This window comes from Paraburkholderia guartelaensis (assembly GCF_004353905.1).
GTDB classification, from domain to species: Bacteria; Pseudomonadota; Gammaproteobacteria; order Burkholderiales; family Burkholderiaceae; genus Paraburkholderia; species Paraburkholderia guartelaensis.
Window position 1 is genome coordinate 1 of record NZ_SMOD01000031.1, and the last position, 18,830, is coordinate 18,830.

General features: G+C 65.4%; 16 protein-coding genes and 1 riboswitch. Of the genes, 10 read left to right on the plus strand and 6 right to left on the minus strand.

Annotated elements, in window-relative coordinates:
• Together E1N52_RS30930 and E1N52_RS30935 are read right to left on the minus strand one after the other, a co-directional pair.
• Positions 1 to 208 (minus strand): transposase (locus E1N52_RS30930; RefSeq protein ID WP_484217452.1); only part of this gene is annotated, 208 nt, incomplete at its 3' end.
• Between the two features lie 87 nt (positions 209 to 295).
• The gene (locus E1N52_RS30935) at positions 296 to 1,513 is read right to left on the minus strand and encodes an FAD-dependent monooxygenase (protein WP_133187034.1); all 1,218 of its coding nucleotides are present in this window, start codon (positions 1,511 to 1,513) and stop codon (positions 296 to 298) included.
• Positions 1,514 to 1,651: 138 nt separating this feature from the next.
• Between E1N52_RS30935 and E1N52_RS30940 the strand changes: the two genes are divergently transcribed.
• From E1N52_RS30940 to E1N52_RS30950, 3 genes are all read left to right on the plus strand, one after another.
• Entirely contained in the window at positions 1,652 to 2,596 is a 945-nt protein-coding gene (locus tag E1N52_RS30940; protein ID WP_133187036.1) for a LysR family transcriptional regulator, read from the plus strand.
• A gap of 95 nt (positions 2,597 to 2,691) precedes the next feature.
• Positions 2,692 to 4,512 (plus strand): chloride channel protein, encoded by a 1,821-nt coding sequence (locus E1N52_RS30945; protein WP_133187038.1) that lies wholly within the window; start codon positions 2,692 to 2,694, stop codon positions 4,510 to 4,512.
• Positions 4,513 to 4,562: 50 nt separating this feature from the next.
• On the plus strand, positions 4,563 to 5,495 hold the full coding sequence (locus tag E1N52_RS30950; protein ID WP_133187040.1) for an SAM-dependent methyltransferase: 933 nt from the start codon (positions 4,563 to 4,565) through the stop codon (positions 5,493 to 5,495).
• Positions 5,496 to 5,516: 21 nt separating this feature from the next.
• Here the strand turns inward: E1N52_RS30950 and E1N52_RS30955 are convergent, their stop codons facing one another.
• Both E1N52_RS30955 and zwf read right to left on the minus strand, forming a co-directional pair.
• A complete protein-coding gene (locus tag E1N52_RS30955) occupies positions 5,517 to 6,356 on the minus strand; it encodes an ROK family protein (RefSeq protein ID WP_133187042.1) in 840 nt (279 codons plus the stop codon).
• A gap of 22 nt (positions 6,357 to 6,378) precedes the next feature.
• Entirely contained in the window at positions 6,379 to 8,013 is a 1,635-nt protein-coding gene (gene zwf, locus E1N52_RS30960; protein ID WP_133187044.1) for a glucose-6-phosphate dehydrogenase, read from the minus strand.
• Positions 8,014 to 8,235: 222 nt separating this feature from the next.
• On the opposite strand from zwf, the gene E1N52_RS30965 reads away from it, so the two are divergent.
• From E1N52_RS30965 to E1N52_RS44935, 4 genes are all read left to right on the plus strand, one after another.
• Positions 8,236 to 9,990 (plus strand): IlvD/Edd family dehydratase, encoded by a 1,755-nt coding sequence (locus E1N52_RS30965; RefSeq protein WP_133187046.1) that lies wholly within the window; start codon positions 8,236 to 8,238, stop codon positions 9,988 to 9,990.
• A gap of 104 nt (positions 9,991 to 10,094) precedes the next feature.
• Positions 10,095 to 10,198: riboswitch (SAM-I-IV-variant riboswitch) on the plus strand.
• A gap of 42 nt (positions 10,199 to 10,240) precedes the next feature.
• Entirely contained in the window at positions 10,241 to 10,558 is a 318-nt protein-coding gene (locus E1N52_RS44230) for a hypothetical protein (RefSeq protein ID WP_165979476.1), read from the plus strand.
• 43 nt (positions 10,559 to 10,601) lie between these two features.
• Positions 10,602 to 11,570, plus strand: coding sequence for an ROK family protein (locus E1N52_RS30975; protein WP_133187048.1), 969 nt, complete (start codon positions 10,602 to 10,604; stop codon positions 11,568 to 11,570).
• A gap of 113 nt (positions 11,571 to 11,683) precedes the next feature.
• The gene (locus tag E1N52_RS44935) at positions 11,684 to 12,379 is read left to right on the plus strand and encodes a hypothetical protein (protein WP_246089286.1); all 696 of its coding nucleotides are present in this window, start codon (positions 11,684 to 11,686) and stop codon (positions 12,377 to 12,379) included.
• Positions 12,380 to 12,390: 11 nt separating this feature from the next.
• Here the strand turns inward: E1N52_RS44935 and E1N52_RS45345 are convergent, their stop codons facing one another.
• A complete protein-coding gene (locus E1N52_RS45345; RefSeq protein ID WP_281282771.1) occupies positions 12,391 to 12,519 on the minus strand; it encodes a hypothetical protein in 129 nt (42 codons plus the stop codon).
• Between the two features lie 22 nt (positions 12,520 to 12,541).
• Here E1N52_RS45345 and E1N52_RS30985 point away from each other — a divergent pair, with 22 nt between their 5' ends.
• The 3 genes from E1N52_RS30985 (at position 12,542) to E1N52_RS30995 (ending at position 18,315) form a co-directional block, all read left to right on the plus strand.
• Positions 12,542 to 13,531 carry a chemotaxis protein CheB gene (locus E1N52_RS30985; protein ID WP_133187050.1) on the plus strand — a complete coding sequence of 330 codons (990 nt, stop codon included), beginning with the start codon at positions 12,542 to 12,544 and terminating at the stop codon, positions 13,529 to 13,531.
• Positions 13,532 to 13,607: 76 nt separating this feature from the next.
• Positions 13,608 to 17,687, plus strand: a complete 4,080-nt coding sequence (locus E1N52_RS30990; RefSeq protein ID WP_133187052.1) for a CheR family methyltransferase — start codon at positions 13,608 to 13,610, stop codon at positions 17,685 to 17,687.
• A gap of 34 nt (positions 17,688 to 17,721) precedes the next feature.
• Positions 17,722 to 18,315 (plus strand): recombinase family protein, encoded by a 594-nt coding sequence (locus E1N52_RS30995; protein WP_246089288.1) that lies wholly within the window; start codon positions 17,722 to 17,724, stop codon positions 18,313 to 18,315.
• Here the strand turns inward: E1N52_RS30995 and E1N52_RS31000 are convergent.
• On the minus strand, positions 18,308 to 18,664 hold the full coding sequence (locus E1N52_RS31000; protein ID WP_133187056.1) for a hypothetical protein: 357 nt from the start codon (positions 18,662 to 18,664) through the stop codon (positions 18,308 to 18,310). The two genes, E1N52_RS30995 and E1N52_RS31000, sit on opposite strands and share 8 nt — an antisense overlap.
• Between the last annotated feature and the right edge of the window lie 166 nt (positions 18,665 to 18,830).

Consider the following 18,830-nt stretch of genomic DNA (forward strand, 5'->3'; position numbering starts at 1 on the left):
GCATGGCTCGCAGCAACTTCTCTGGCGCGATGCTCGGCCGCCCGCCCTTTATGTCCGCTTCGTACATCTGGGCGAACTGTCGATCCATCTTCGCCAGCGCTTCATTCGCCATCACGCGGATCGAACGCAACGGATGCGACTTGGGGACGAAGTCGTCCAGCTTGCGCATGGAAAACAGACTCTCGGTGAATGTGTCGGCGCCGCGCATGATCTCCAGGGGACAAGTAGTGGTCCATCTATCAACGCCTCACGAGCTCTGCGCGATGACGTGTTTAAGCGGTATTTCAGCGGCCTGTTAAAGCCACGTTCCCCCTTGGCGCTCGTTCGGCTCCTGGGCAAGCGCGTCGAAATCGTGGATCCAGTCCAGATGATTGAGCACGCCCTCGCGCGAGCCGAGCCGGGCGTTGCGTTCCTGCGCAGCGGGGCCATCGGGAAGATGCAGCACGTCCGCCGTGGTGATCGAAGCGTACTGCACTTTGCGCGTACGGCCCCGGCGCAGGCGCTCGTAGGCTTCCTGCGCTTCACGCCAGTTGCCCGGGGCCGCCTTTGCCAGCTGGTCGGCCAGGACCACGGCATCCTCGATCGACTGGTTAGCGCCCTGGCCGTGGTGCGGCACCAGCGCATGCGCGGCGTCGCCGATCAACGTGATGCGGCCCTTGCTCCAGCGGCCGAGCGGCGGACGATGGAACAGCCCCCAGCGCTGGCTGATCGGCACGGCGGTAATCATCTGCACGACGGCGGGGTGCCAGTCCCTGAAAAGGCGCAGTTGCTCGCCCTCTTGGGCAGGCATGACCCACTCGCGCGACGGCCACGGCGACGGATGGCGCTCCACCAGCAGGAAGTTCTGGTCGCCCTTGTCGCCAATCGGATAGTGCAGCAGGTGGCCGCCCGGCCCGACCCAGAACTGAATGGTCTCGGGATCGGGCAGCAAGTCCATGCGTTCCGCGGGCACCACGCCGCGAAAGCCCGAGCAGCCCGAATACAGCGCGTCGTCGTAGCCCAGCATCCAGCGTCGCGTGATCGAGCGCGCGCCGTCGGCGCCGATCACGAGATCGGCGTCTACACGTTCACCGTTCGCGAACGTCAGGCTCACGCGATCGGGATGCTGCGCGAGATCGACGAGCCGATGGCTGAGCTTGATCCGCTCGAGCCCGACCGCGCCCGACAGCACCGCTTGCAGATCGGCGCGATGCACGCCCCAGTACGAGCCGCCGAATTGCCCGCGGTAGTCCGGTGTGCCGCGATGGTGGCCGATCACCGCGCCGCTGCGTCCGTCGCGATAGACGAGCCCCGGCACTTCCGCGCACACTTTTTCGAAGGCCGGGCGCAGGCCCATGCGCTCGTAGAAGCGCGTGGCGTTGGCCGAGAGCGCGACAGCCGCACCCACTTCGCGTAGCTCGTCGGTCTGCTCGAAGAGTTGCGCGTCGATGCCGTGCTCGCGCAGCGCGAGCGCAAGTGTGAGGCCGCCGATGCCAGCGCCGACGATCGCAATCTTCAGATCACGTGGTTTCATGACTGTGTCTCCGATATTCAGATTGATGGGTGCGGCTGGCGCGGGGTCGTCACGCGCACACCGTGTCCGTATTCTCGGTAGCCACATCTCATTCCACAATAAAATGGAATGAATCTGCTTCATCACTGGATTGAATGAATGGAACTGGGCGATATCGATCTGAACCTGCTGCTGCTTTTTCATCGGCTCATGCAGGAGCGGCGCGTGGCAAGCGTGGCCGAGCAGATGAACATGAGCCAGCCCGGCGTGAGCAACGCGCTCGCGAAGCTGCGCCGCCTGCTGGGCGATCCGCTCTTCGTGCGCGGGCCGGGCGGCGTGGTGCCCACGCCGTTCGCGCTGCGTCTCGCGGAACCGGTCGCGCAGGCGCTCGCCACGCTGCACGGCGCGCTCAATCCCGTGACCGGCTTCGATCCGCTGCGCGCCACGCGCACCATGACGATCGGCATGACCGACATTGGCGAGGTCGTGTTTCTGCCTGCGCTGCTCGAGCGCCTCGCGCGCGAAGCGCCGGGCGTCGCGCTCAATACCGTGCGCAATACGGGCGTCAATCTCAGCGACGAGATGGCAGACGGCCGGGTCGATCTCGCCATCGGATTGCTGCCGCAACTCAAAGGCGGCTTCTACCAGCGGCGCCTCTTCGATCAGCGCTACGTCTGCCTCTTCAGGCGGGGGCATCCGCTGGAGAACGCGCCGCTCACGCTCGCGTCCTGGCGTGAGGCCGAGCATCTGGTGGTGGTGTCGGCGGGCACGGGGCACGGCCAGGTCGACGAATGGCTGAAACGGCGCGGCGTGAAGCGTCAGGTGCGGCTCTCGGTGCCGCACTTCATGAGCGTGGGTTACATCCTCGAACGCACCGACCTGATCGCCACGGTGCCGGAGCGGCTCGCGCTGCAACTGGCGAAGCCGTTTTCGCTGAGCCTGAGCGCGCTGCCCATGAAGCTGCCTGCCGCGCCCATTCATTTGCTCTGGCACGCGCGCGTGCAGCACGACGAAGGCAATCGCTGGCTGCGCGAACTCGTGATCGAACTCTTCGCCGATGGGGGCGGGCAAGCGCGCAAGGGCGGCGCAGGTGTCCGCTCCTGAGCGGCGAGGGAATCAGCCAGCGCCACGAGTTACATCATAATGTGATATAAAGTGCGGAGGACGTTACTGACCGATCTAGAGCGGCAAGAGGAACCATGAGTAATCACAACGGCGACAGAGGCGATTTCGCAACCGATGTCCGGCTTCTGCGCATCAGCGCCATTGCGGCCGCTGGCGGCGCGTTGAGCACCGTCGCGGCGGACTTTCTCCTGCACCTCATCCGCTTTTTCACGAACCTGTTTTTCTTCCAGACGTTCTCCACGGCGAATCATTCGCCGGCGGAGAATACGCTCGGCTTGTTCGTGGTCGCGATGCCCGTGATCGGCGGCCTGATCGTGGGGCTGATCGCGCGCTATGGCTCCGAGCAGATTCGCGGCCACGGCATTCCCGAAGCCATCGAAGCCATTTTGTTCGGCAAGAGCAAGATGTCGCCGAAGGTGGCGGTGCTCAAGCCGCTGGCCTCCGCCATTGCGATCGGCAGCGGCGGCCCGTTCGGGGCAGAAGGCCCGATCATCATGACGGGCGGCGCGATTGGGTCGCTCATCGCGCAGTTCTTCCACCTTTCGGGGGCGGAGCGCAAGGCGCTGCTCGTGGCGGGTGCGGTGGCGGGCATGACCGCGGTGTTCGGCACGCCGGTCGCCGCCGTGCTGCTCGCCATCGAACTGCTGCTGTTCGAATTGCGGCCTCGCAGCCTGCTGCCAGTCGCCATTGCCTGTGCCGTCGCCGGATTCACGCGTCCGCTGCTGCTCGGCAGCGGCCCGCTCTTCCCGCTGCAAACCATGCCGCTCGGCACGGTCGGCATCGTGTCGTCGTGCATTGCCGGGCTCGTCGCGGGCGCGTTGTCGTGGGGCCTTTCCACGTGGCTCTACAAGGTCGAGGACCTGTTCGGCAAGCTGCCGATTCACTGGATGTGGTGGCCGGCGCTGGGCGCCATCGCGGTGGGCATCGGCGGGTACTTTCAGCCGCGCGCGCTCGGCGTGGGCTACGACGTGATCGGCGATCTGCTGCACAACCACCTCGCCATGCAGGCGGTGATCGGCATCGTGGTCGTGAAGGCCATCATCTGGGTCATCGCGCTCGCTTCGGGCACCTCGGGCGGTGTGCTGGCACCGTTGCTGATGATGGGTGCGGGCGTGGGCGCGCTGGCCGGCCCGTACATGCCGGGCCACGAGCCCGCGGTATGGCCGCTCATCTTCATGGCGGCGGCGCTCGGCGGCATGATGCGCGCGCCGGTCATGGCCGCCGTGTTCGCGTTCGAACTCACGGGCGACGCCAACGCCTTGCTGCCACTGCTTGCTTCGGCGGCTGTTGCATACGGCTTCACGGTGCTGCTCATGCGACGCTCGATTCTCACCGAAAAGATCGCGCGCCGCGGCTATCACATCTACCGCGAATACAGCATCGACCCGCTCGAGCGGCACTACGTGGAAGAGGTGATGACCAAGGGCGTGCAATCGATCGACGCCCGCACGACAGTCGCCGACGTGCTGCGCACCTACTTCGGCGCGCAGCAGAAGTTCCGCGCGTTCCCCGTGGTCGACAACGGCGTGCTCGTGGGCATGGCCGATCGCGCGCTGCTCGACCGTGCGGTGTCCAGTTCCGCGGATGCGCCCATCGGCGCGCTCTTTTCCGACGCGTTGCCCGAAATCGCGCTGCCCGGCGAGACCTGCCGGAACGTGGCCGCGCGCCTGGCCATCACGGGCCTCGACCGCGTTCCCGTCGTCGACGACGACAAGACCCGCCGCCTGCTCGGCATCGTGTCGCGGCACGATCTCGTCAAGCCTTCGCTGTCGGTGTTCACGGAAGAGCGCGAGCGCGAACAGTTCCGCCGCGTATGGGTGCCGCGCAGCGAGCGCTTCGCACCTACCGGCAAGCGCCCGGGCATGACGGACGAGCGCGCCGAAGCCAAACACTGAGCCCCGGCTGTACAACGCACACAACACAACGCGCCAAAACGGAGAAATAGATGCCTGATGAGGGAAAAGCAAAACACGGGTTTGGCTCCTTCCTTAGATCATTTGCGGCGCGCGTGCTGACCGAGCGCGACACGCACCTGGGCGATGTGCCCAACGAGTACTTCGCCATGTGGCTGGACCCCAGAATGGTCTACTCGTGCGCGTGGTTCGAAAGCGGCGAAGAAGACCTCGCCACGGCGCAGCTCAAGAAAATCGACCACGTGCTGACGAAAATCGGCCTGCAGCCCGGCCACCGCCTGCTCGATGTCGACTGCGGGTGGGGCGCACTGGTCATTCGGGCCGCTGAGCAATACGGCGCGCGCTGCGTAGGCATCACGCAGTCGAAGAATCAGTTTGAATGGGCGCGCGAGTCCGTGAAGGCCGCGGGTCTTGCCGATCTCATCGACATTCGCCTGCAGGCGTACGCCGATGTGAAAGGCCGCTTCGACCGCATTGCGAGCCTCGGCATGTTCGAATGCGAAGGCCGCAGCGATCTTCAGGACTACGTTTCAGTGTTGCAGCAACACCTCGAACCGGACGGCGTGCTCGTGAGCCACGGCATCATGTCGACGGCGCCCGGCGGCATCGACTCGCGCTTTGGCCTCGACAGCGGCGCATACCTCGCGCGCTATCTTTTTCCCGACGACGAACTGCCCGACCTGGGCTATGCGCTCACCGCCATGCGCGAAAGCGGCATCGAAGTGTCGAACATCCAGAACCTGCGCCGGCATTGCGTGCGCACGCTGCGCCTGTGGGAGGAGAATTTCCGCGCGAGGGAAATGGCGCTGCGCCAACTCGTGAACGACCGGAAATATCAAACGTGGCGTCAGTATCTGCGCGACTGGGCCACGGCGTTCGAGCGCGACGACGTTTCGATCTACGAGATCGTCGGGCGCAAGGTGGGCACGCGGGCCAGCGCGTTGCCCTGGCCCGGCGTGAGTTAGCCCACTCCCTAAGCGATCCCGCTAGCGGAATTTGCCCGCGCGCTGCGTGGCCGCGGGCAACTGCCGTGTTTCGCGCACCGAGCGCGGATGCCACAGGCGCGCGCCGCCCTCGATGCCCCGGTCGTTCGACACGGTCGCCACATTCGGCGGCAGATCGAACGTGAGGCGAGTCGCGTTGCCGCCGCCTATCCACAGCTTGTCGTAGTGCACGAGCGAGTCGAGTATCTCGATGATCTTTTCGACGCGCACGTTCCAGCGCTTGTTGCCGGCCTTGCTGCGCGCGGCGTCGCCGATGTACTCATCGTAAGCGCGCTTCTTGCTAACCGGATGATGCGCGAGTTCGAGGTGAGGCATCAGTTCGCCGTCACGGAACATGGCCGTGCCCACGCCCGTGCCGAGCGTCATCACGAATTCGAGGCCTTGCCCTTCGATCGCGGCGAGGCCCTGCATTTCCGCATCGTTGATCATGCGCACCGACGCGATGCCAAGGCGATCGCCGAGCATCTGCGCGAGCGGCACGTCGTTCCAGTCTTCAAGGCCGAGATGCGGCGCCGTGATCACATGATTGTTGCGCACGAATCCAGGAAAGCCGATCGAAACATGCGTAGCCGGATACTGCTTGAGCAGCGGGCCGACGAGCGTCGCGAGCGTTTCGACCAGCAAGGCGGGCGGGCACGGATGCGGCGTCGCCACGCGCACGCGCTCCGTGCGCATCGCGCCGTTCGCGTCGATGATCGCGGCCTTCAGGCCGGTTCCGCCTACGTCGATGGCGAGAATATTTTCGATGTCCTGCGAGGCGTGCGTTGCACTGACCGCGCTTTTCACAGCGCTTTTCTTGACCGCTTTTTCGATTTTGCTCATGCGTTCTCCTTAGCTGTCTGGCTCACTTCTTCTTCGCTTGCGTTTGCGCGAGTGTGCGCCACGCGCGGCCGTCGCGCGCGAGCAGTGCATCGGCCTGCGCCGGGCCTTCGCTGCCCGCGGCGTATTCGTACACGGGAAGCGCGGCGTCGAGTTCCGGGTGCAATACGCCATCCACCGTCGACCATGCCGCTTCTATGCCGTCGGCGCGTTGAAAGAGCGTCTGGTCGCCGAGCATGCAGTCGTAGAGCAGGGTTTCGTAGCCGACGTTGGCGCGCTCCGCGAAGAAGTCGTCGTAGTCGAACGACGAATGCACCGGGCCGATTTGCACGACCGGCCCCGGCGTCTTCACGTTGAAGTCGAAGCTCGTGCCATGCGACGGATCGATGCGCAGCGTCAGCACGTTGGGCGTGAGCGTATCGACTGGTGTGTCGCGAAAGAGGAGAAACGGCACGCTCTTCAACTGCACCGAAATCTCCGTGCGACGCGCGGCGAGGCGCTTGCCGGTACGCAGATAGAACGGCACGCCCGCCCAGCGCCAGTTGTCGATCTGCACGCGCGCGGCGGCATAGGTTTCGGTGCGGCTGTCTTGCGCCACGTCCGGTTCTTCGCGGTAGCCCACGCCCGCCGGGCCTTTCGCGTATTGACCGAACACCACGTCGTCGGGCGTGAGCGGCTTGAGCGCTTCGAAGATTTCGGCTTTCTTGTTGCGTACCGCTTCGGCGTCGAACGAGTTGGGCGGCTCCATGGCGACCATGCCGAGCAATTGAAACAGGTGATTGGGCACCATGTCGCGAAACGCGCCGGTCTGCTCGTAGAACTTGCCGCGGCCTTCCACACCGATCACTTCCGAAGCCGTGATCTGCACGCTGTCGATGTACTCGCGCCGCCAGACGGGTTCGAACATGGCGTTGGCGAAGCGCATCGCGAGAATGCTCTGCACCGTGTCCTTGCCGAGGAAATGGTCGATGCGATAGACCTGCGATTCGCTCGCGAAGCGCAGCACGTGCTCGTTCAAGTCGCGTGCCGAAGCGAGATCGGCGCCGAAGGGCTTTTCGATCACGACGCGGCGGAACACACCGTTGCTGTCGTTACCCTCGTCGAGCAGTCCGGCCTTGCCGAGGTGCTCGATGATCGGCTTGAAGAAGCGCGCGCCCACGGCGAGGTAGAACACGACGTTGCCGCGCGACTTGCCGTTCAACTGCTGCGCGAGCCGCTCGAACGCGCTGTCGTCCTCGAATTCGCCCGCCATGTAGGTGAGGCGCTGCGCGACCCAGTCCCACGCCTTGTCGTCGAGCTTGCCGGCGTGGAACGTGCTCGCCTTGTCGGCGGCGAATTTTTCCAGCGAGGCGTGCAGATCGTCGACCCACGCCTTCGTTTCGCGCTCGCCATGATTCACGCCGATGATCTTCATGCCGTCGTCGAGCAGGCGGTCGACGGCGAGGTTGTAGAGCGCCGGCATCAAAAGGCGTTTGGTCAGATCGCCGCCCGCGCCGAAGATCACGAGCGTGCAGGGCGGCGCGGGATGCTTGCCGGCAGGCGAGGCGGGCGCCACCGGCGCGCCGTGCGGATGCGCAGGCACTTTCGCGCTGGGGGCCGCGCGAGAAGCGTCGCTGGAAGAGTCAGGCTGGGTCGCGGGGATGTTCGGTTTCGTCGACATGATTTCGCTTCAGTGGGCCGAAATGAATACAGCGAGCAAATCCGGTTCCTTGACTGACCGAGTTTGCGCGCATTCAGTTCAATCCGCTATTGAAGGCGTTTTGTAATATCGTGAGCGCGTACATTGGGCCGCGCTGCAACTCGCTGATTGCGCAATTCGCAGTACCCTTACCGGCGACGGCACTTCGACCAGGCTGATTGAACCGACCCGAGGATGGTGGCTATGTCCGAAAAGCACTCCCCCGACGCAAAAGATTCCCATGATCCGCAGGGCATGCGCGGCGGACTGACGAACTACGGCGACACCGACTTCTCGCTGTTCCTTCGCAAGGCCTTCATCAAGGGCGCCGGATATACCGACGACGCGCTGGAGCGTCCCGTTATCGGCATCACGAACACGGGCAGTGCGTACAACCCGTGCCATGGCAACGTGCCCCAGCTTCTCGAGGCGCTCAAGCGCGGCATTCTGCTGGCGGGCGGCTTGCCGATGGAGTTCCCGACCATTTCCATTCATGAGAGCTTTTCGCAGCCAACCAGCATGTTCATGCGAAACCTCATGTCGATGGATACGGAGGAGATGATCCGCGCCCAGCCCATGGATGCGGTCGTGCTCATCGGCGGCTGTGACAAGACGGTGCCCGCGCAGTTGATGGGTGCAGCGTCTGCGGGCATTCCGGCCATTCAGCTCATTACCGGGTCGATGGTGACGGGCGCGCATCGCGGCGAGCGCGTCGGCGCGTGTACGGATTGCCGCCGCTACTGGGGCAAGTTTCGCGCGGGCGAAGTCACGGCGGAAGAGATCGCCGAGGTGAACGACCGCCTCGTGCCGAGCGTCGGCACCTGTGCCGTGATGGGCACGGCCAGCACGATGGCCTGCGTGGCGGAAGCCATGGGCATGACGATGCCGGGCGGGGCCTCGCCTCCGGCGGTGACGTCGGACCGCATGCGCGTGGCCGAGGAGACCGGCGCGCAAGTCGTGGAGATGGCGCGACGGCGGCTCACCATCGATCAGGTGCTCAGCGCCGAGTCGTTCGAGAACGGCTTGCGGGTGCTGCTGGCCATTGGCGGGTCGACGAACGGCATCGTGCATCTTGCCGCGATCGCCGGGCGCATGGGTTTCGACATCGATCTGGACGCGGTGGACCGCATGGGCCGCGAAACGCCCGTGCTGCTCAACCTGAAGCCGTCCGGCGAGCACTACATGGAAGATTTTCATCGGGCGGGCGGCATGGCCACGCTGCTTCATGAACTGAAGCCGCTGCTGCATCTCGACGCCATGACCGTGACCGGCCGCACGTTGGGCGAGGAGATGGAGCGCGCCGGGCCGCGCTTCGCGCAGGACGTGGTGAAGCCGCTCAGCGCGCCGATTTACCCGCAGGGCGGCCTGGCCGTGCTGCGCGGCAATCTTGCGCCGGGCGGCGCGGTCATCAAGCAATCGGCCGCTTCTGCGGCGCTCATGGAGCACGAGGGCCGCGCCGTGGTGTTCGAAGACGCCACCGATATGGCGAACCGCATCGACTCCGACGACCTCGATGTGCATGCCGACGACGTGATCGTCCTCAAGCGCATCGGACCCAAAGGCGCGCCGGGCATGCCCGAGGCCGGCTATATCCCGATCCCGAAGAAGCTGGCGCGGGCCGGGGTGAAAGACATGGTACGGATTTCAGATGGCCGCATGAGCGGCACGGCATTCGGAACCATCGTGCTGCACGTCACGCCGGAAGCCGCCATCGGCGGCCCGCTTGCGCATGTCCGCAACGGCGACCGCATCCGCTTGAGCGTAGCAAACCGCGAGATTGCCTTGCTCGTGGACGACGAAGAACTGCGGCGCCGGGCCCAGGCGAATCCGGTGACTGCGCCCACGGCAAGCCGCGGCTATCAGAAGCTCTTTCTCGACACCGTGACCCAGGCAGACAAGGGCGCCGATTTCGATTTCCTCCGGGCGGCCGAATCGCGAGGCGCAGTCCCCAGGAAGTAGCTTGCGGGCCGGGAGAGCCGGGTGGCCGCGCTGCTTGCCCGGTGCCCTGATTCCGGTATAATGAAAGCTCGTTCGGAATATCGAACAAAGAAAAACAAGCAGTAGCAAAGCATCCAGAGTCGGACTGACCGACGCCAACCTGCCCTCCCGGGCAAGGTGGAAGCCCTCGAGGCGATGCGGCCGATTTACGGCAACGAAACGGGAACAGCCTGGCTGGCACCGGTTCGATCAACCTTTATCCGGAGCCACCATGCATCAAGATATCTCCTCCTCGTCGACCGTCTGTGAAGACCTGTCGCACTGCCTCCCCGGTTTCACGCTCACTCACACCGTGCATCTGGTGTCCGGACTGGATCTCGGCGTCGTGTCGACCGCCGCCGGCGTCCTCGACGGCGAACGGGTGGTCGTCGACCGATGGGCCGTGACCCGCTTCGGTGACGTGCTCGAGCAAAAAATCGTATTTGGCGACATGACCGAACGGCGGGCGGCCCGGCTGCGCGAACAGCTCGCGGCCGTCGACGGTGTGTTGCGCGCGAAGATAGAGCATCATTTCGTTCGCGCCCGCTGAAACCGTCGGCTGGCGCCGCCGATGCACTTAACGAGGAGCCAGGGTGCCAGACACCAGCGTTGAACAAGGGCAACACCCAAGCGTCTTTGTCGCGGACATCGGCGGCTCTTATGTGAGGCTCGGCGTATCGGACAGTCCGGGCAGCGTGCGCCTCGTCGAAAGCGTGCCGACGCCCATCGACAGTTGGGAGGCGTTTGGCGCGACCCTCGAAGCCCTCGCGGACCGTCATATTGGCGAGACCCGCTCGCCTCTCGTCATCTCGATGGCGGGGGCGATCGATCCCGCAAGCGGCGTGATTTGCGCGTCCAACGTTCCATGCGTCTCGGGCCGCGTGCTCGGCGCGGAGTTGTCTTCCCGGCTCAAGCGGCGCATCCGCATCGCCAACGATGCGGACTGCCTTGCATTGGCTGAGGCCGTCGAGGGCGCAGGTGCCGGCCACGATGTGGTGTTTGGCGTGGTCCTCGGCTCCGGTGTCGGCGGCGGACTCGTCGTGGGCGGCCGTGTAGTCGGCGGCGCGACCGGCATAGCGGGAGAGTGGGGGCACGGACTGCCTGTCAGCACGCACGTCGACTTCGACGGCACGGGTCACGCAGAGCCCGTGAACGCATTGCGTTGCGCTTGCGGGCGCGTGGGCTGCGTCGATACCATCGGCGGGGCACGCGGTCTGGAACGGCTCAACGCGCTCCTGCATGGCGAGCAGAAAGACAGCCACGCCCTTCTCGACGACTGGCAGCAAGGCAGCGATCGCGCGCGGCGCACCGTTTCCGCCTGGCTCGCGCTGGTATCGGAGCCCCTCGCAGCCGTAGTCAACATCACGGGCGCTTCGGTCGTCCCGGTTTGCGGCGGCCTTTCAAATGTGGCGCCATTGATCGATGCGCTGGATGCGGCCGTGCGCGGGCGCACGCTGCGGCAGTTTCGCGAACGCGTCGTCGTTCCGGGCGCGTTTCGGCATGACGGCGGACTCATCGGCGCGGCCATCATCGCGAGGCAGGACGACTGGCGGGAGCCGTAACGCGCGCCGTGATTGCAAGCACAAGAAAAATGGGCTTCCGACGCCTAAACTAATCTATGAAGCCAGACGGCTATCGGTCAGCGTATCGGTCAGCGGCTACCGGGGTGAGCATCATGAAAGCGCGTGAATTGTGCAGACTCCTGCTCGTGCTCGTGGCGCTATGCATCAGCGCCGGGGCGAGCGCGGGTCGCGGCGGCGGCTGGGTACATGGCGGCGGCGGCGGTGGCTGGGGCGGTGGCGGAGGCGGTGGTTACGGCGGCGGCTGGGGCGGCGGCTATGGTGGCGTGAATCACAGCAGCAGCGGCTGGAGCGGCGGCTACCACGGCAGCTATAACGGCGGCACCTGGTATCACGGCGGTTATTACCACGGCGGCTACTACCATGGCGGTTACTACCACGGCTACGGCTGGTATCACGGCGGCTACTATCACGGCTGGTACGGCTGCTGCGGTTCGGCGAGCGTCGGCTTCTACTTCGGCCCCGGCTTCATCTACGGCTATCCGTTCTATCCGTACTACTATCCGCCGTACGTCGCGAGCGTCTACTACCCGTACGTTTCCGGCGACTTCTCACAGCCCACGCAGTGGATCGAACAAGGCCAGGGTCAGGCCCAGGTCGAGCCCCAGTATGGCGGCGCCAATATGTACGATCAAAACGAACAGTACGGACAAGGCGGCCAAGGCGGGCAGGGTGGCGAGGCGCCCTACGGCGTCTGGTACTACTGCGTCGCGTCGCAGACCTACTACCCGTATGTGCGGACCTGCCCAGGCGGCTGGCAGCAGGTTCCCGCGCGGCCACCTGACAGTTGAATGACGGCGCGTCAGCGCACCGCGTAGCGTTCGGCGTCGGCGTGCCGGAACGTCAGGCCATGGCCGTGGCGCGCGAGGTCGCCTGGCGTGCTCGCTGCCACTGCAGCAGGCACGGCGATTGCTCCAGATACCAGGTTCATCCCAAAGCAGCCTGGACACCAATTGATCTCCCGAGACTTCATTGCCATAGGCACATCGTCGGGCGGCGTCGATGCGCTTCGAAGTCTTGTGTCCGGGCTTCCGCCCGACCTGCAGGCGACGATCGCGATCGTGCTCCACGTGGGCAGCCATTACAGCCATCTGCCGTCGCTGCTCAGCAGCGCGGGCCCGCTGCGTGCGGTGCATGCCGAGGACGGCGAAACCTGGTCGCCCGGCCGGATTTACGTGGCGCCCCCCGACCAGCACATGATCGTGGAGGGCTCGCGCCTGCGTCTCGTGCATGCCGCGAAGGAAAACTTTGCCCGCCCGGCCATCGACCCGCTGTTTCGCAGCGTGGCCGCCGAACTCGGGCCGCGCGGCATCGGCGTGATTCTCACGGGCCTGCTCGACGACGGCGCGGCCGGTCTCGAGGCCATTCAGGCCTGTGGCGGCACCGGGGTCGTCCAGGACCCGTCCGACGCCTTCGCAAGCGAGATGCCCCTCAACGCCGCGCCGTTCGCCGACTACATCTTGCCGCTCGCGGGCATGGCCCACCGGCTCGTGGAACTGACAGGGCGCGTGCCGCCCGCAACGGCCGACGAGGTCCTCGTAAGGCGCCGCGCCGCCGAACTCATCAGCACGGAGCAGCGCGCGTGGCGCGAGGGCAATGGACTGGCCGGCGATCTGAGCCGCCTCGGCACGCCTTCGACGTTCACGTGTCCCGAGTGCAACGGCACGCTCTGGCGCCTCGACTACTCGCGTCTGCTGCGCTATCGCTGCCACACGGGCGACGCCTACACGGCGTCCTCGCTCAACCGGGGGCGCAGCCGCGACGTGGAGCGGGCCCTGCGCGACGCCCTGCGTGCGCTGCGCGAGCGCGAAACGATGAGCCGGGCCCAGAGCGAGCACTACAGGCTGTGCGGCGACTTCGATGCACAGCAGCGCGAGGAGGCAACCGCGCGGCGTGCGGGCGAGGCGGCAGGACTATTGCAGTCGATGCTCCTGGAGGGATAATGTCGGCGCAGCACCCGCGTCCTAAGGAACGCGCGAGTGCAAACGCAATTCATCCCACCTTCAGGACCTGGCAACCATGCCGAAACGACGTGGCCATATGCCCCGCAGCCAGACCAATTATCCGATCGTCGGTATCGGCGCATCGGCAGGCGGCCTTAGCGCGCTGCTGGCCTTCTTCGACGCCCTGCCTTCCCGCACCTCGATGGCGTTCGTGGTGGTCGTGCATCTCGCGCCCGACCACGAAAGCAGTATGGCTGCGCTGCTGCGCAAGGCGACCGACATGCCCGTGGTGGAGGTAACGAGCCCGACGCCCATCGAGCCCGACCATGTGTACGTCATCGCACCGTCACTCGATCTCGCGATGGTCGACGACTATCTGCGCGTTTCCCCTAGTCAGCCCCAGGAAGGCCGCCGCGCGGCGATCGATGTGTTCTTCCGCACGCTCGCCGAAACGCATCACGAGCGCGCCATCGGCATCGTGCTCTCGGGTGCGGGCTCGGACGGCTCCGCCGGCCTCTCGCGCGTCAAGGAAATGGGCGGCATCACGTTTGCCCAGGATCCCTCGGAGGCGGAATACGACAGCATGCCGCGCAGCGCCATCGCCACCGGCATGGTCGACTTCGTCACCACCGCGGCGGAGATGCCGCAGCGGCTGATGGACCTCTGGTCGACGACGAAGGAAATTCAGCTGCCCGTCGCGGAAAGCGAGGAGCGGCGCGAAGAGCATATCAACGAGGCGGCCGAGCGGGCGCTGCGCGAGATCATGATCATCCTGCGCACGCGCACGGCGCACGATTTCCGCCACTACAAGCGCGCCACGGTCCTGCGCCGCATCGAGCGGCGCTTGCAGGTCAACGGCATCACCGACCTGCAGGCGTATCGCGACCATCTGCATATGCATCCCGAGGAAACCCAGGCGCTGCTGCAGGACATGCTCATCAGCGTCACCAACTTCTTCCGCGACAAAGAGGCGTTCGACGTGCTCGAGCGCGAAGTCCTGCCGCAGCTATTCGAAGGGCGTGGGGAACAGGAGCGCATCCGCGTGTGGTCGGTGGGCTGCGCCACGGGCGAAGAGGCCTATTCGCTGGCGATGCTGCTCCAGGAGCGCTCGCTCAAGTCGACGGAAGGTACCTCGTTCCAGGTCTTCGCGACCGACATCGACGAACGCGCGATTTCGTTCGCGCGCACGGGCCTCTTCCCCGACTCGATCCTCGCCGACGTCACGCCGGCACGCGTGCGCCAGTTCTTCTCCAAGGACGCCGCGCACTACCGTGTGAAGAAAGAGCTGCGCGAGCACATGCTGTTCGCGCATCACAACGTGCTGAGCGATCCGCCGTTCTCGCGCCTCGACCTGATCTGCTGCCGCAACCTGCTGATCTATCTGGATCGCGAAGCGCAGATCGAAATCCTCAAGATGTTCCACTTCGCGCTGCGCCCGGGCGGCGTGCTGTTCCTCGGCAGTTCCGAATCCGCGGACAGCGTGAGTTCGATGTTCACCGTGGTGGACAAGCGCAACCGCATTTACCGCGCGAACATGGCGGTGCGCGGCGACACGCCCGTGCCCGTGGCGATTTCCGGCACGATGAACGCGCGGCCCGTGGTCGCGACCGTGCAGCCGCCGGGCCGCCGCCGCTTTTCGTTCGGCGATCTGCACCAGCGCCTCGTCGAGCAGTACGCGCCGCCTAGCGTGCTGGTGAGCCGCGATTCGGAAATCGTGCATCTTTCCGACCGCGCGGGCCGCTTCCTCCAGTATTCGGGCGGCGAGCCTTCGCACAACATCGTCGCCGCCGTGCGCCCGGAATTGCGGCTCGAGCTGCGCACCGCGATCTACCAGGCGCTGCACACGAACCGCAGCGTCGAGGCGCGGCGCGTGCGCCTCGTGCGCGACGGCCGCTCGTATTTCGTCAACATGACGGCGCGGCCGGTGCACGATCCTGAAGCCAATGCCGACTTCGTGCTCGTGCTCTTCGACGAAGTCGAAGACAGCATGAGCGGGGTGGAAACGGCTTCCGTGGATGTGCAGAAGGACCCGATCATCACGCAGCTCGAACGCGAATTGCAGCGCACGAAGGAGCAGTTGCAGTCGACCATCGAGCAGTCGGAAACCTCGACGGAAGAATTGAAGGCATCCAACGAGGAACTGCAGGCGATCAACGAAGAACTGCGCTCGGCGACCGAGGAACTCGAAACCAGCAAGGAAGAGCTGCAGTCGATCAACGAGGAACTCACCACTGTCAACGCGGAGCTGAAGTCGAAGGTCGAAGAAACCAGCAAGATCAACGACGACTTGCAGAACCTGATCGCGGCGAACGATATCGGCACGATCTTCGTGGACCGCAACATCTGCATCAAGCGCTACACGCCGCGCGCGACCGACGTGTTCAGCATCATTCCCTCGGATATCGGCCGCTCGCTGCTCGACATCACGCACCGGCTCGAATACGACAAGCTCGCGGACGACGCGGCCGAAGCCTTCGACTCGCTGCGCCTGATCGAGCGCGAGCTGAAGAGCAACGATGGGCGCTGGTATCTCGCGCGCTTCGTGCCGTACCGCACGACCGAAGACCGCATCGACGGCGCGGTGCTCTCGTTCATCGACATCACCGGGCGCCGCCAGGCCGAGGACCAGCTCCGCGAAGGCGAGCGGCGCATGCGCATCGTCGCCGAGGGCACGAAGGACTACGCGATCATCACGTTCGACGACGAAGGCTACATCACGAGCTGGAACGCGGGCGCGGAACGCATTTTCGGTTATACGGAGGCCGAAATGATCGGCCAGTCCGCCGATCTGCTCTCGACCGAAGAAGACCGCGTGAACAAGGTCGCCGACCGCGAGTTCGCGCTGGCGCGCCAGCATGGCCGCACCGACGAGGAACGCTGGCACCTGCGCAAGGACGGCACGCGCTTTTTCGCGAGCGGCGTGCTTTCGCGCCTCGATGAAGCGGGCGTGAGCGGCTTTGCCAAGATCGCACGCGATCTGGGCGAACTCGTGCCCGCGGACGCGGACGTGCGCGACTCCACGCTTGAACAGGTGCGCGACGCCGGCGAGCGCGACGGGCAGCGGCGCCAGGACGAGTTTCTCGCCGTGGTGTCGCACGAACTCAAGCATCCGCTCAATCTGATCTCGGCGAGCGCCGAACTCATTGCGCGGGCGCCGGAAACGCGTCAGAGCCTGAACCTCACGCGCGCCGCGGACACGATCCGGCGCACCGTGGTCGGCCAGGCGCAGATCATCGATGACCTGCTGGATATTTCGCGCGTGCGCACCGGCAAGCTCTCGGTCATGCGCTCGGCGGTGGATATGCGCGAGATCGTGCAGCGCGTTTGCCACGCCGTGCAGTTCGAGGCGCAGCAGCGCGGCATTGCGCTGAATGTTTCGATCACGGATACGCCGGTGATCCTGCATGCCGATTTCACGCGCATCGAGCAGATTGTCTGGAACCTCATCAGCAATGCGATGAAGTTCACCAATCGCGGTGCGGTGACCGTCTCGCTGGAGGTTATCGGCGACGAAGCCGTGCTGCGCGTGGCGGATACCGGCAGCGGTATCGAGCCGGCGCTGCTGCCGCACATCTTCGACATGTACAAACAGAGCCGCCAGTCCGCCGCGCGGCGCTCGGGTCTCGGCATCGGCCTCGCGCTCGTCAGGGAACTCGTGACGATCCACGGCGGCAGCGTGCACGCCGAGTCGCAAGGCCTGGGGCGCGGCGCGACGTTCACGGTTGCACTGCCGATGCAGCGTTCGTTCGCGCATGCGGACAGCCGGCACGGCGCGGCCATGGCGTCGCTGCAAGGGCTCCATATCCTGATGGTCGACGACGACGCCACTACGGTCGAAACCTTCAAGCTGCTGCTGGAGAGCGAAGGCGCGGACGTGCAGACGGCGACGAGCGGCGAGGAAGCGCTGACGCTGCTCAACGGCAACGCGCCGGATCTCGTGCTCTCCGATCTCGGCATGCCGGGCATGGACGGGTACGAGTTCATCGGCAAGCTGCGTGCGCAGCCCACGCTCGAATCGGTGATCTGCATTGCGCTGAGCGGCTTTGGCCAGGAAGCCGATGTGGAGCAGTCGAGGGAGGCGGGTTTCGACGCGCACCTCAAGAAGCCGATCCAGCTCGAAGACCTGCTGGCGACTTTCGCGCGCTTGCGCCGCTAGCTCGCGAGCTGCTGGACGAGTACGGGAGCCACGTGTGCAACGGACCTTTTTTTACATCAACGGTGCGGGCAACAGCGAGGTTCCCGAGCGGGAACTGATCCAGCTCGACAAGGCGGGCTACACGGTGGCGCTCAACCGCGTGGCGGTGGACACGGTGGCGCCCTACGTGGCCGCCGCCGAGCGCCCCGCGTTGACGAGGCTGCTTGGACGCATCGCGCCAGAGGACGAGGTCGTGGTTCTGCAGCTTTCCGCCCTGGGCTGCAACGCGCGCGACGTACTCTCCACGCTGCTCAACTGCCGCAAGGGCAAGATTGGCGTTCGCTGTGTCGAACTGGGCGGCGTCGATCTCGCGGGGCGCCCCGAGCCGCAAGCGGTCAAGATGCTGCGCGCGGTGGTGCGCATGGAGGCGGCGACGCGCAGCGAACGCAGCCGCAACGGCCTGAAGGCCGCGCGAAGCAACGGGCGCCCAACGGGCAGGCCCGCCTCGCTTTCGGCGCCCGATCGCGCGCGCGTGATGAGTTCGCTCGGCAGCGGGCTCTCGGTGAGCGAAGTGGCGCGGCGCTTCGGCACCTCGCGGCAGACGGTCCTGCGCATACGCGCTGCCGCGGGAGCGCCGGGTTTTAAGTGACCAGCGTATATGGGTCCGCTTCGAGCGCGACGCCCGCACCGCGAATCACCTGCATGTAAGCGAACGTGTCGCCCACGGCAGCGCTGGCTTGCTCCGCGAGACTGCGCACATCTGACGATTTTTCGGCGCTCGCCATCATGGTTTCGAGCACTGCCGAATCCGCGAACCCATGCGCGGCCGCCGCACTGAGAACCGCATCCAGAATACGCCGGGCCGCCGCGCGGGCATCGACCGAAGCGAGCGGCGCACGGTAGGCGAGAAAGCCCGCCATCAGTAGAAAGTCGGCTGGACTGATACGGTGGCCATTGCCAACCGGCACGCCTTCCGGCATGTCGTGATATCGCGACATACTTCGCCTCCCGCGTTGGAGCGCTGTGAATGCTGCTGCGGCTGCCAAAAAATATAGTACAGAAAGCATCGCTCATGCCGACGAATGCGGTTCTTCTGCAGTGTTCCAACCGGCGGCGGCCTTGTTAAGTGGGGGTTTCGATAAGTGGTACGGACATTTTTTCGAC